This is a genomic window from Changpingibacter yushuensis, assembly GCF_014041995.1.
Classification (GTDB): Bacteria; Actinomycetota; Actinomycetes; order Actinomycetales; family Actinomycetaceae; genus Changpingibacter; species Changpingibacter yushuensis.
Genome location: NZ_CP059492.1, coordinates 577,427 through 590,521 on the forward strand (window position 1 = coordinate 577,427; position 13,095 = coordinate 590,521).

Below are 13,095 nucleotides of genomic sequence, written 5' to 3' on the forward strand. Positions count from 1 at the left end.
CTTGCCCGTTCTCTTGGCCCTGCTCGTTTTCTTGGCCCGGCCCGTCTGCCTAGCCGCGTTCGTTTTGTTAGCCCTGCGCGTCTGCCTAGCCGCGTTCGTTCTCTCGGCCTTACTCGTTCACAATGAGGGCGTGCTCAGTGCTGGGGAGTAACCCATTCTTCGCGCCCCACAACACAGCTTGGCTACGCCGCTCCACACCCACTTTTCGGTATGCCTGCCGGATGTAAGTCTTCACCGAGTTCATCGAAATGTTGCAGTTCTCCGCAATCTCCTGATTCGTGAGGCCCTGGGTGATGAGCGCAAAGATTTCGGCTTCGCGTGGCGTGAGCCCGTTCCGTTGGCCAGGCCACAGGGTATGGGGCCTGCGGTTGCGCATAAGTGGAATTGCGGCTTCCTGAACTTCGCCGGGCTCCGGCTTCACTCCGCGTACCTGAACTACCCGTTCGCCGTTTGCCACCCGTACCAGTGTCTCTGCGAGGGTTCGCGCGTCCGTATCCTTGGTGATGTAGCCGTCTGCTCCAATGGCTAGCGCAGCGGCGATGATCTGTGGATCTGCTCGGAACGAATAGACCACCACACGTGAGAAACGCGGATCTTCGCATAGATGTTTCAGGTGGCTGGCTCTAGACATGGAAGCAAAGGAATCGTACAGCGCGACGTCTACGGGCTCACCTAGATTGGCCACGTCAGCGAGTTCCACAACCTTGATTCGCGTGTCGTGTTCCAACATCCGCGCTACGCCTTCGACGATGACGGAATAGTCATTGATGATCGAGACCGTGACGATCTTGTCCATGGAATTCACCTTGAGTGTGCGTGGTTCGGCTTCATGGCGATTAGGTCAGCTTCGTGATGCGCAAGCAGCTGACAGTTCGGTTTCCCTCTTTCCTTGCACACTAGCGGAAGCAAGCCGTTGGGTGTAGAGCAGGCCGCCAACTGGCGCCTGGGGCTTCAGATCAGCGGCGTTTGCTGGCCAATCTTCGGATTGCTTCCGCTGCTAGGGCGGCACCACCACGGTTGTTCCATTCGGCCCAGCTGCTCGTATCCATACGAATTGCGCTATCTAGAAGCTGCGGCCACATCGTTGGATCCGGCCATTCTTGAACTGCGACGCACGCTCCGAATCGCGCGAGTGCGCGGGCATTGGCCGCTTGTTCGCCATAGTCGGATGGTTGGGCCACCACTATCGCTGGGCGAGCGGCTGCTGCCACCTCCGCGATCGTGTTTTGCCCCGCGTGAGTTACCACCACATCGGCATCCAGCATTTCGCGCCATAAGTTGGGGGAGGGGCGGCGGGGGCTGCGCATCCGCCATGACCATCCCTCCGTGGAGGAAGCCACGTTTCGCAACTCTGATTCCGGCAACTCTGGCTGCGAGGCACCCCAGACTACAAGAGCACGTTTGAGCGGATCTTTCGGTTGGGCTGTGGTCGGCAGTGTTTCGCTAAACTTCTTGGCAACCTCCACGCTCAGCGAATCGAAGCGTGAAATTGCGCCTGTGTACGTGGTCTTTGCCAGCCACTCTTGTTTCCAGCCGGGCTCCGGCGCTGATTCGGGCCAGGTGGCAATGATGAGGTTCGCTAGATCGAATGCGCGATGCTGGGCGCGGTCGTGTTCATGAGCCCGCATGGCAACTAACACGGTGGGCACCCCCATGAGGCGCGAAAGCGCAGCCACCTCTGTGGATGAGTCCACAACCATCGCATCCAGGCCTGCGGCCAACTCCACCGCCACTACACCCATCCGTTGGCGATGCCCTTCATGGCGTAGCGGGGCCCAGTGGAAAACACCGCCTGCGCTGGGGTCCACGATGAGGCCCGAAGTGTCATCTGCCAGCCGATTCCATCGGCCTGGCCAACCGTCAAGTTGCGTTATGGTACCGAACCCCACCACGTCGCAGTTCAGTTGCTGGGCGATTTGCAGCGCGCGATTGCGATGGCCGTCTCCTTGCTGGTCAACGTAGTAGCCGATCAGCATTTCCACCACCCCCTCGCGTACCGCGGGGTCAATCGTGATGCTTCAACCCCTCGCGTGCAGTTATGCCCCGCCTTCCAGCACGTTCACTCCTTACACAAAATGTGGCCTAGGTAACAAATCTAGGACTTTGAGGAGTGTTTGCGGCACACCTCAAAGGGTGAGAAGAAGGCGCTCACGAACGTGTGGGCATCACCAACACCTAGGTTCATCAACACCTAGGTTCATCAACACCTAGGCTCATCAACACCTAGGCGTCACGAATGCAGACCAGTTCACTCCGCCGATTCAGCGCTTCCGGGCGAATGCGGGTTGTGGTCGATCACTCGAGGTTTGCGTGCAGCGGTGTAGGGGGTTTCGCCCACAATCGCGTTGTGGCTTCTCCACCCGATGTACTTGAGGCTCAGGTTGGTCATGGTGGCTAGGCGGTTTCGGTTCCCCAAGAGTTGCGCCACATGGATCCCCACCCAGATGATCCATGCTGGGAAGCCTTTCATGCGGGGTAGGCCAGTTATCTCAGCGATTGCTGATGAACGGCCAATTGTTGCCATGGTCCCTTTGTCCACGTACGTGAATGGCTTGGGTTGCTCCTTGCCCTCCACTTCGGCGCGGATGAACTTTGCCACGTGTTTGCCGGCCTGAACCGCAGGCTGGGCTAGTTGGGGCAGCGGATTGTCTGGATTAATCGAGATGTCGCCCACGGCAAAAACTCCCGGTAACCCGGCAACTCGATGGTGTTCATCCACAAGGATGCGCCCACCACGGCCCTGAGGGACGTTCCATGCGGCAACGCTCGGATGTGCCGTAACTCCGGAAGCCCAGATGACCAGTTCTGATTCAAGGAATTCCTGCTTCGCATGATTTTCGACGACGACGCCGTCCTCGCGCACTTCCTTCACAGCCGTCGCGAGGCGCAGGTCTACGCCGCGCTTCTCCAGAGCTTTCTTGGCGTAGTCGCGCAGGCTGGAGTGGAATGGGCCAAGCACGTTGGGTGACATTTCGACCAGTGAAATGTTTACTCGATGCGGGTCCAGCTCCGGATATGTGACAGGCAGATCTTGGTTGCGCATCTCGGCTAGTGCACCAGCAGTCTCCACGCCGGTTGGCCCTGCTCCCACAACGATGATCCGCAGGTCTTCCTGATCCTCCGCGTTCATGGCAGCGTCTTCAAGTTTGGCGAATAGCTTGTCGCGAACCCTAAGTGCGTGGGAGCGGCGGTAGAGCGGGAATGCAAAGGTTTCGGCGCCGGGAATCCCGAAGAAGTTGGCGGTGACTCCAGCTGCGAGGATCAAGTAGTCGTATTTGACGGTGACGTTTCCGTCTAAGGTGAGCGCTTTGGCTTCGTGGTCGATCGACTCCACTGTGCCACGAACGAAGCGTACGTTCTTCTGTTTGGCTCGCACTGAGCGCAGGAACCAGGTGATGTCACCAGGGTTCAGTGCGGCTGTTGCGACTTGGTAAATGAGTGGCTGGAACGTGTTGTACGTGTGTCGGTCAATCAGCGTGATATCCACATTGGCATGGCGTAGTTGCCGAACGGCATTCAATCCGCCGAATCCACCTCCCACTACGACGACGTGCGGGCGGTGGCGGGCGTTCGTTGTTTGGGTCGACATGCATATAAGCCTAACGTCCCAACTTTCGTGAGAGAATGGATGGTATAGGTGCAACCGGTCACGCCATTATCGTGGTCGGCGCGAATCCCGTGGCATCTCTGCCATCTGTTCCACGTGGGAGGCATTATGGCCAAGACAAAACCGACCAATGTTCCTGTTGAAGAGTTCCTGTTCGGAGTGGTCCCACCTAAACGCCAGAGTGATGGAGTTGCGCTGGCAGAGATCTTCCGTGAGGTAACGGGCACGGAACCCGTCATGTGGGGCCCCACCATGGTGGGCTATGGAAGTTTTCATTACGCTTCTGCTTCTGGCAGCACAGAAGGTGATTGGCCCCGGGTCGCGTTTTCGCCGCGCAAGGCACAGCTTTCCCTCTATGGTTTGAAAGATCTTCCGGAACAAGTACGCCTTCTTCCACAACTGGGCACCTACACCGAGGGTGTGGGGTGCGTATATGTGAAGAAGCTTGAGGATGTGGACCTCTCAGTCATGCGCCAGCTCATAGCGATGGCTTGGAATCGCACGGACGGATGATAACGAGGCGCTGCTGCCGGGCTGGTAGCCCGGCAGCAGCGATAGGCTGCCGCAACCTAACTGACTGGATGGTTGGCTTCCACCTGCAGCATCTCGGAGAAGTCGTGTTCGCCTCCGCCGTTGCGCTGCACCTGCACAAGCGATTCGAGTGCCGCGCTGGTGGCAGGTAGCGGGAGGTTGGATGTGTGCAGCATGAGCCGCACATCCTTTGCGATGGCGTTTGTAGAGAACTGAGCCTCAGCCGTGTCACGCCCTAGCGTGAAGTCGCGCTTGAAGTTGGCCATCCATGCCAAGCCTGTGGATCCCAACAGATCCAGTACGCGTTCTGCGGTGAGGTTCTGCGCCGCCCCCAACCTAATGGCCTCTGAGACCCCCTGTGCTGTGACGGCTAGAGCAAGGTTTGCCAGCAACTTGGCTGTTGCCGCCTCTGAGGCGCTCTCCATGCATCGAAGTCTTTCTGGATCTGCGTAAGCTTTCACGGCTTCGTGCACTACTTCACGTGCGCGCGGGCAAGCGCCGCCAACATACACGCCGAGCATTCCAGCGCGGGCCGGCCCGAGGGTCCCCACTACAGGAGAGTGAACAAAATCGATACCGCGTGCGGCAGCCCATTCTGCTTGGCGCTTGGCATCCTCAGGTGAAATTGTGGTGACATCCGCCCACACCGTACCTTCGGGGAGAAGTTCCGGTGCCATGACAATTTCCTCCACAGCATCCGGCCCAAATAGGCAGGTCATGACGAGGTCTGCGCCTTTGATTGCGTTTTCAGGAGTGAAGGCGAGCTTCGCTCCTCCGGCCACGCTTCGGTGGGCCTTATCTGGGGTGCGGTTCCACACCACAACATCGTGGCTTCCAGAACTGATGAGTCGAAGTACCAGTTCGGTCCCCATGCGGCCTGTGCCTAGAAATGCAATTCTCATGAGTCTATGCTACTCGTCACATACATCCATTCGGAGGAACTTCTGACGCAATCAGAGTGGTGAGACTTCCGTAAGCCCTACTCAGAGCTTTGCCGGTGACGCGGGCCGGTCAGGCATGCGCATGGCATCTAGCGCCGGAGCGCCTGCCAATACCCACGATCCGTGTGTCGAATAGCCACCCCTACCTGTTTATGTCGAATGTGGGAAGGTTCAAAACATCGAACCTCCTACAGAATATGAGTGATTAGGATTGTTATTCGGCTGGGAAGTTCCATTCCCTCCACGCACGCCGGAACGCAATGCCACCAATCCTCCCCAGGAACTCCTGCAGCAACTGGGGTTCTCCTCCGACTTCGTGCACACCACGATCGGATTCAACGGCAACGATCTTCCGATCATCTCGTTCATCATCCACTTCGGATTTGCCATCTTCTTTGCAGTTCTTTACTGCTTGGTTGCTGAGAAGTACCCGAAGATCAAGCTCTGGCAGGGCGCTGCCTTTGGTCTGTTTATCTGGGTTGCTTTCCACATCATCATCATGCCGGCCATGGGTACAGTCCCAGCTCCATGGGATCAGCCTCTCGAAGAGCACTTCTCCGAGGCACTTGGTCATGTCGTGTGGTTGTGGTCTATTGAAATCGTTCGTCGCGATCTGCGTAATCGCATCACCCATGAGCCAGATGCCGAAGTCCCTCTGACCGTTCCTGATGCAAATCGCTGATCGCCCGTGAACTGTGTGGCCCAGAGGCCAGAGGCCGAGGTAGCCAGTGGGGCTTGAGTAACGCGGAATGGCTTGTGTTGCCAGAAGCGGCTTCGGCTATCCTGATCGGCGCAAACACGGAAGGCGACCCCAGTTGGGGTCGCCTTCCGTGCATCTAGCTTCGCGTGGAGTTCAAGGCTATTGGCTCGTGGTCTCCATTTCCGCCCACTCCTGCCTCACTCAGAGGCTGGCGCCTGCTCACATCGTCGAACACCTCGCCTGCTCAGATTGCGCGGCACATCACCAAGGCTCATTCCACGTCACAGGAGTGGTAGTGCCCGATTCCCAATCCTTGCGCAGAATTGCGTATGCCACGCTGGCCAAGGCCTCACCGTTTTCGGTTGGCCACGCTTCACGGTAATGGGCTTCCTTGACCCAGCCTGCGTTGTGGAACGTGCGGCGCATAGGAATGTTGTCTTCGCGCGTCTGCCCCTCAAGGCGGTTGACGCTCGGCATCGTCTCGAATACCACGTTGGCAATTGCGCGCAGCGCGTCTACGCCCAACCCTTGCCCGCGCATCGCTTCGGAGAAGCGAAGGTCAAATAGTGGTGCGTTTTCGGTCAAATCGGAGAGAACAACCACGCCAATGCGGCCCTGCCGTTGCTCAGAGATCCAGAATGTCTTGTGATCGTCGCCGTCGAAATCTCCCTGTTCAATCTTGGCTGCGATCTCAGAGCGAGTCAGGCGATGCCCCACATGAAAAGGAAAAGCGTTCTGTGACATGAAGTCAATGAGCGCCTCGCGGTCCTCAGGGTTTGATACAGCAAAAGGTTCGAGTGTGACAGTCATGCAACGATTCTAAGGTCATGTGATGTGGGTGACTAGCAAACGGGGCCGCTCCACGTCGTCAGCGAATCGCGCTGTAGCGGTCTTTCGAGCGGGGCTGTGCGATGACACAATGAATCTATGCGCATCGCACTTGTACTTGGATCTGGCGGAGCACGCGGTTACGCCCACATCGGCGTCATTGAGGAACTCAAATCCCGTGGCCACGAAATCGTGACTATCGCAGGGACCTCCATGGGAGCGCTGGTGGGAGGTCTGGAAGCCTCCGGTGGCTTGCCTGCCTTTACCGAATGGGCCACAAGCCTCACCCGCCTCGCCGTGATCCGGCGTTTGGACTTCACAGTCTCTGGTGCGGGTATGGTCAAGGCCGATCGGATCATTGACGAAATCAACTCCTACTCTGGGAATGTGCGCATCGAGGATCTCCCCATTCCTTTCACGGCAGTCGCCAGCGATGTCACAGCTCAACGCGAGGTGTGGTTCCAACGCGGCCCGCTCGATTCCGCCATTCGAGCCTCCATCGCAATCCCTGGATTCATTACCCCGGTTCGCATGCACGGCCACACATTGGTCGACGGCGGCGTGTGCAACCCGGTTCCTATTGAGCCCACTTTGTCAGTGAGATCGGACGTGACGGTGGCCGTCTCCCTTGCCGGGCGCCCGTTCTTGGTAGATCAGCCGGAACCGGCTCCTGTTGAGATCGCCGCCGAACGTGGTGTGTTTGCCAAGCTCACCGGAGGTGTGGAGGAGATCTCGGAGTCCGTCAAGGCGATGAGTTCGCGCTTCTTCCGAGATTCGCGCTCAGTTAATGCTGATGACATCGAACAGGTGGCAGTGGAAGATGAAGCCGATCCAGCTGACTCTGCTCATGTGCCCACGCCGCTTGATGCCCAGACATCGGCAGTGGCTTCCCATTCCGGCCTGTTGAGCCACGCCGGGGAAGTGGATGCCATGGAAGCGAGCGACTCCGTGATCGAAACCGGAGGCAAGTCGATCTCCACCACTGCGCTGCTTATGGACTCCCTCGGCACAATGCAAGGGATGATTGAGCGCTATCGCGCTGCTGCCAACCCCGCGCAAATCAACATCACAGTGCCATACGCCTCGGCCAGCACGCTGGACTTCAATAAGGCGCCGGAGCTTATTGAACTCGGCCGGCAGCTTGCCAAGGAAGCGTTTGACCGCGCCGGCATTTGAGTGGCGCGCGTGATTCTGCGCGCCACCCCAGCGGGCTGAAAATGTCGATTTGCCACCCGCCTTCCCTTCTGCACGCTCGATGTGGCTCTTCAGCCACCAATACACCAATGCCTAGGACTAAGGTCTTAGGTGTGCTGCGTGCCCCTACGGAGTTCTTCAGACCGATCGCCACGAGTGGCGGAAACACGCCGTTTCACGTGTCCGAATAGTGAATCGCACCCGCGCTGAGTACCCTCGCGAGTAAAGTGACTCGGCGGACACTCAAGGAGGGCCATTGACCACGAAGCCTGAGATCGACGTCGTCGAACAAAAAGAAAACAACCAGCTGCGCAGGAGCCTGAGTAATCGCCACGTGCAACTCATTGCTATCGGCGGCGCAATCGGCACCGGGCTTTTCATGGGATCGGGCAAGTCAATTCACGTTGCGGGCCCTTCCATCATGGTGGTCTACGCGATCGTCGGATTCATGTTGTACTTCGTGATGCGTGCGATGGGTGAGCTGCTGCTCTTCAACCTCAACTACAAGTCTTTTCAGGATTTCGCTGCTGACATCCTCGGCCCATGGGCGGGCTTCGTGGTGGGTTGGACGTACTGGCTGTGCTGGGTAGTGCTGGGTATGGCTGACATCATCGCCATCATGGATTACTGGAACTTCTGGGTTGACTCAAAGGCTTGGTCAATAGTGCTGGCCGTGGCTGTGATGCTGCTGTTGTTGGTCATGAATTTGCTGAGTGTGCGCCTGTTTGGCGAACTCGAGTTCTGGTTTGTGATCATCAAACTTCTTGCCATCGCCGCGCTGGTTGTGGTGGCCATCGTCATGATCGTCACCGGATTCCAGCACGACGGCGTATCTGCATCCGTCACCCACATTTGGAGTCACGGCGGCATTTTCCCGACTGGTTTTACAGGCTTCATAGGCGGCTTCCAACTGGCCATCTTCGCCTTTGTGGGCATTGAGCTAGTGGGAACTACAGCTGCTGAAACGAAGAACCCTAAGGTCACCCTTCCCAAGGCCATCAACTCAATTCCAGTGCGCGTGCTGCTGTTCTACGTTGTAGCGCTCGCGGCCATCATGTGCATCACCCCATGGGACCGAGTGGATCCGGAGCATTCACCGTTCGTTGGGCTCTTCAACCTTATTGGCCTGGTGGCCGCAGCATCGATCATGAACTTCGTGGTTCTCACCTCCGCGGCCTCATCGTGCAACTCAGGCGTGTACTCAACTTCGCGGATGCTCTACGGGCTTTCTCATAAGAAGATGGCAACGCGTGCCTTTGGCAAGGTCTCATCACACGGGGTGCCTTGGCCCGGACTAATCCTCACCGTTGCGATGATCGTGGGCTCACTGGTGCTCACAGCCTCAGGTTCGGTGATGCGCGCTTTCACAATCATCACCACAGTTTCTTCAGTACTTTTCCTGTGCGTGTGGGCGATCATCCTAGCGTGCTACATCGTGTATCTGCGCCGGTTCCCGGAGGCGCACGCCTCCTCGAGCTATAAGATGCCTGGCGCAAAGGTGATGCCGTGGATCGTGCTCGCGTTCTTTGTGTTCATTCTTGTAGCTCTCACGCAGGATCCTGACACCGCGATCGCCGAGGCAGTCACGCCCATATGGTTTATCGCGCTGTTCATTGCGTGGCGCAGGATCCGAGGTCGCGTCGTTCGTGACGATGCGGCGGCCGCGGCAATCATTGAGAGTACTGACGGAGAAAAGGTCTCCTAGAACAAACATTGAACATGAGGGGAGCCCAGTACTTCACGTACTGGGCTCCCCGTGTAGGTTAAAGGCCAGGAGGGGGTCAGGACTGTTTTCTGGATGGTTCTGGTTTCTCCATTTTGTCACGGTTTTCTTGGATGGTGCCTCCAAGGGATGTTTTCAAGCGCTCTGTGTTATAGAAGATAAGGTAATCATTGATTGCCGTCTCGAGCTGTGCGGCACTGGTCCAGGTGTGACCGTAGAACATTTCCGTTTTCATACGTCCGAAGAATCCTTCACAGGCCGCGTTATCGGGACTACATCCCTTCTTTCCATCGAGCGGGTGATCCCAGCCTTCGTGGTCTCGATCCATTCAGCGCTCCGGTAATGTCCACCACGATCGCTATGAATAATTCAGTGGGATAGCTTCCTTATCATCCGTAAAGCGTCGTGGCGTCGGTAGGCAAACTCGCGATCGCAGCTTCCAGCATCGACTGCGTCATCACCTTGTCCGGTCGTCGACTCGTCTGCCACGCCACCACTTTCCCATCACAGCAATCAATCATCGGGCTGAGATAGACCTTGGCGTCCGAAGCAGCAAACTCACTGACATCAGTGAGCCATAGTCTGTCAGGCTCATCAGCATGAAAATTCCTCTTGACGTGATCATCTGGGCCGGGCTTGTCTCTCCCTCATAACTGGAATAGCGACGCTTGCGGTGAGCGTAATAAACCGGGATCTGATGTTCTTTCATCAAACGACGAACAACCTTCTCAGAAACAGTCCCCAAGACGCTTGAGTTTGAGCCAGACCCGTGCAACCATACGTAAAGCCCGAATCGCCAGCAATCTTCTCAATCCTGCCAGCGAGCTCGCCATATTGTCGGACGTTCAAGCACACCCCGACAATAGTGGTAGCTACTGGCCGAGATCGCGCACGCCTCCAGCAGCATCACGAAGGAAGACGAGCACGCAACCGGTCAATGATGCGTGTCTTGTTCAGTTCGACAGTTGTCCCGGGATGACGCCCCGTCTTTTTTACCAGATCAAGCTCGTGTTCCAACACATGCTTTTCCACTAGAAGCCTGGCCGCCAAACGACGCAACTCGTCAGGATCATCCGGCAATGATTCTCTAGTTGAGCTCGAGTGGCTAACCATCAGCCTCGCGTTTCTCACGTCTAGTCATCAGGCCCGCTCACCTTCTTGGTTCCATAGCCGCATCCACTTATACAAGCATATGGTTAACAATGCCGAGATCCCCAGCAATGTCTTTAACTGATTGGCCAGCATTCATCCGCTCCACGGCGCTCAACTTAACAGTCCATGGATAGTGGCGGGCAGGCTGCCTCTTCACGACCGGTTTGCGACCTCGACGAGACTGATGCACCCAATCATGGAGCACATGCCGAGACGGATACCCCAACTTCCGGATCGTCTTGACATACGAACCCAACCTACGGAACGTCGCCACAGCCACACGCTTCTGCTCAGCTGAATACACAACCCTCATACAAGCCTCCCGAAAAGATACGGAAAACTGTCCAGACCCCCTTTTGGCCTTTAACCCCCCCGTGTTTCAGTTTGCGGCGCCCGCCTTACCGGGCCGTTTGAGGCTTACCTGACTGGGCCAATTGAGGCTTGCGGGCCTCACCCCTTCGGCTTGGCGTTAAGCCGAATGAGCCTGATTCTCATCGAAGTACATCTGATCAATGAGGGCCTGATAGTGCTCGATGGCGTGCGATCTGCGTACCTTGAGCGTTGGGGTTGCTGTGCCGTCATCCACGGTCATTTCGGCATCCAAGATGGCGAAACGCTTGATGGTTTCCCAGCGGCCCAGCTTTGAGTTCGCCTGATCCACATCCTTCTGCACTGCGCGGCGGATCTCCGGCAGCTTGACGGCATCCGAATAAGCCAGACCTGCTGCTCCGTGGCTGGCGCACCACGCCTCAACCCATTCGGGGTCTAGCGAGATGAGGGCAGCGCAGAACTTGTGGCCTTCGCCCACCACCACGGCCTGAGAGATCGCGCTCGATGTGGCAGTAAGTAGCGCCTCAATTTCAGACGGTGCAACAAACTTGCCATTCGAGGTCTTGATGACGTCTTTGATTCGGTCTGTGATGTAAAGGAAGCGGTTCTTATCAAAGAAGCCAACGTCTCCAGTGTGGAACCAACCGTCTTCACTGATGACCGAGGCCGTCAATTCAGGGTCATTATGGTATCCGCGCATGATCCCCGGGCCTTTGAGAAGAATCTCGCCAGTCTCCGGATCAATCCGGGCGGCCGAACCTGGGATGATCTTTCCGACCGATCCGAAGGTCAACTCTTGAACACGGTTGTAGTACGTGACTGCGGCGGTCTCAGTAACTCCGTACCCTTCGAGCAACGGGATACCCGCGTTGAAGAACCAGCGCTGGAGCTCCGGGTTCAACTTGGCCGATCCAGAGATAAGGAAGTCAAGGTTGCCGCCAAGGGTCTGCCGAATCGTGGAGAACACCAGTTTGTCAGCCACCTTGTAACGCGCAGCTAGACCACTTGGCATGCGCAGCTTCTGTGAACGGTAGGGGAAGGACTCCTCACCCACGGCCATCGCCCAATCGATGATCTTGCGCTTGGGTGAGCCTTCAGGTGCCGCAGCCAGAACACTGGCCCGAACCTTCTCAAAGATGCGCGGAACGCCGCACATGAGTGATGGCTTGAGCTTGCCGAGGTTTGGCACGATCTGGTCAATGCGTCCGTCAATAGCGTTGATGGTTCCGGTATACATGCCAATCAGGAGCATACATTTACCGAATCCGTGTGAGAGGGGAAGCCAGATGTAATGAATCTGGCGGTCATGAATGGAATCGTTTGCGCCCCAACCCACTGCCTCATAGATCCACGTACCGTGCGTAATTTCCACGCCCTTTGGGCGGCCGGTTGTTCCGGACGTGTAGATGATCGTGGCAAGTGAATCGTGGTTTGTATTGGCCTGCGCGTCAGTCACGCATGTTGGATGTGCCGCGAGATATTCGCGCCCCACTGCCTCAAGTTCATCCCATGTAATGACTCGAGGATCGGGCGAAGAAGGCGTCCCTTCCATCACGATGATGTGACGGATGGTTGTTGTCAGACCTTCGAGGGCAACTATCTTCTCGAGAATCGCCTCATTCTGAACGAATACTGTAATCGAGGCGGCGTCGTCGAGAATGAAGGCAATATCATCTGGGCGAGTGTTCGGATAGACGGTGTTGGTGGTGATCCCAACACAGGACATTGCCATGTCGGCAACGACCCACCGTATCGAGGTTCCCGAACAAATCGAGGCCACTTCTTCAGGCTTGAGATCGAGTGCCAGCAAACCAGCGGCGATGCGGTGCGTCCACTTACGGAAGCCATCCCACGACATTTCCTGCCAATGCCCGGAGGAATCCGGGAACATCCATCCGGTCTGATTGGGAAAACGATTGGCGCGGTCGTCGATACCGGCGCCGATATTCTGCCACGTGTTTTCGAATGCGGTTTCAATTTCTGGGGTCATACCCTCAGGCAAGAATGCTGCAACCATGGTCCTAGGTTACGCTGCCGAAGGGTTGCAACGCCTCCACCACTCCGGAAACCGCCGCGCGCTCGAGAGCCT

Annotated in this window: 12 protein-coding genes and 1 pseudogene; 4 read left to right on the forward strand and 9 right to left on the reverse strand. The window is 57.0% G+C overall.

Annotation, left to right across the window (positions count from 1 at the left end; genetic code table 11):
- Positions 1-109: 109 nt before the first annotated feature.
- From H2O17_RS02390 to H2O17_RS02400, 3 genes are all read right to left on the reverse strand, one after another.
- Positions 110-796: a response regulator transcription factor gene (locus H2O17_RS02390; protein ID WP_182050168.1), complete on the reverse strand. Its 687-nt coding sequence runs from the start codon at positions 794-796 to the stop codon at positions 110-112.
- Positions 797-956: 160 nt separating this feature from the next.
- Positions 957-1,976 carry a glycosyltransferase gene (locus H2O17_RS02395; protein WP_182050169.1) on the reverse strand — a complete coding sequence of 340 codons (1,020 nt, stop codon included), beginning with the start codon at positions 1,974-1,976 and terminating at the stop codon, positions 957-959.
- A gap of 272 nt (positions 1,977-2,248) precedes the next feature.
- Positions 2,249-3,589: an NAD(P)/FAD-dependent oxidoreductase gene (locus H2O17_RS02400; RefSeq protein WP_182050170.1), complete on the reverse strand. Its 1,341-nt coding sequence runs from the start codon at positions 3,587-3,589 to the stop codon at positions 2,249-2,251.
- Between the two features lie 126 nt (positions 3,590-3,715).
- Between H2O17_RS02400 and H2O17_RS02405 the strand changes: the two genes are divergently transcribed.
- On the forward strand, positions 3,716-4,120 hold the full coding sequence (locus H2O17_RS02405; protein WP_182050171.1) for a DUF1801 domain-containing protein: 405 nt from the start codon (positions 3,716-3,718) through the stop codon (positions 4,118-4,120).
- Between the two features lie 56 nt (positions 4,121-4,176).
- Here the strand turns inward: H2O17_RS02405 and H2O17_RS02410 are convergent, their stop codons facing one another.
- Positions 4,177-5,040 (reverse strand): NAD(P)-dependent oxidoreductase, encoded by an 864-nt coding sequence (locus H2O17_RS02410; protein WP_182050172.1) that lies wholly within the window; start codon positions 5,038-5,040, stop codon positions 4,177-4,179.
- 250 nt (positions 5,041-5,290) lie between these two features.
- On the opposite strand from H2O17_RS02410, the gene H2O17_RS02415 reads away from it, so the two are divergent.
- Complete coding sequence (locus H2O17_RS02415; protein WP_182050173.1) at positions 5,291-5,761, forward strand: YagU family protein; 471 nt, start codon at positions 5,291-5,293, stop codon at positions 5,759-5,761.
- 279 nt (positions 5,762-6,040) lie between these two features.
- On the opposite strand, the gene H2O17_RS02420 is transcribed toward H2O17_RS02415, so the two are convergent.
- On the reverse strand, positions 6,041-6,589 hold the full coding sequence (locus H2O17_RS02420) for a GNAT family N-acetyltransferase (protein WP_182050174.1): 549 nt from the start codon (positions 6,587-6,589) through the stop codon (positions 6,041-6,043).
- A 117-nt stretch (positions 6,590-6,706) separates the two neighbouring features.
- On the opposite strand from H2O17_RS02420, the gene H2O17_RS02425 reads away from it, so the two are divergent.
- Both H2O17_RS02425 and H2O17_RS02430 read left to right on the forward strand, forming a co-directional pair.
- Positions 6,707-7,783 (forward strand): patatin-like phospholipase family protein, encoded by a 1,077-nt coding sequence (locus H2O17_RS02425; protein ID WP_182050175.1) that lies wholly within the window; start codon positions 6,707-6,709, stop codon positions 7,781-7,783.
- A gap of 274 nt (positions 7,784-8,057) precedes the next feature.
- A complete protein-coding gene (locus H2O17_RS02430; protein ID WP_182050176.1) occupies positions 8,058-9,506 on the forward strand; it encodes an amino acid permease in 1,449 nt (482 codons plus the stop codon).
- A gap of 76 nt (positions 9,507-9,582) precedes the next feature.
- Here H2O17_RS02430 and H2O17_RS02435 read toward each other — a convergent pair whose 3' ends face one another.
- The 4 genes and pseudogenes from H2O17_RS02435 to H2O17_RS02445 all read right to left on the reverse strand — a co-directional run bounded on the left by H2O17_RS02435 (position 9,583) and on the right by H2O17_RS02445 (position 13,023).
- Positions 9,583-9,852 carry an IS3 family transposase gene (locus tag H2O17_RS02435; protein ID WP_182050177.1) on the reverse strand — a complete coding sequence of 90 codons (270 nt, stop codon included), beginning with the start codon at positions 9,850-9,852 and terminating at the stop codon, positions 9,583-9,585.
- 61 nt (positions 9,853-9,913) lie between these two features.
- Positions 9,914-10,108: pseudogene (locus H2O17_RS11780) on the reverse strand (DDE-type integrase/transposase/recombinase); the annotation flags it as partial.
- 596 nt (positions 10,109-10,704) lie between these two features.
- Positions 10,705-10,833 (reverse strand): hypothetical protein, encoded by a 129-nt coding sequence (locus H2O17_RS11705; RefSeq protein WP_281363058.1) that lies wholly within the window; start codon positions 10,831-10,833, stop codon positions 10,705-10,707.
- Positions 10,834-11,145: 312 nt separating this feature from the next.
- Positions 11,146-13,023, reverse strand: a complete 1,878-nt coding sequence (locus tag H2O17_RS02445) for an AMP-dependent synthetase/ligase (protein ID WP_182050178.1) — start codon at positions 13,021-13,023, stop codon at positions 11,146-11,148.
- Positions 13,024-13,095: the final 72 nt, after the last annotated feature.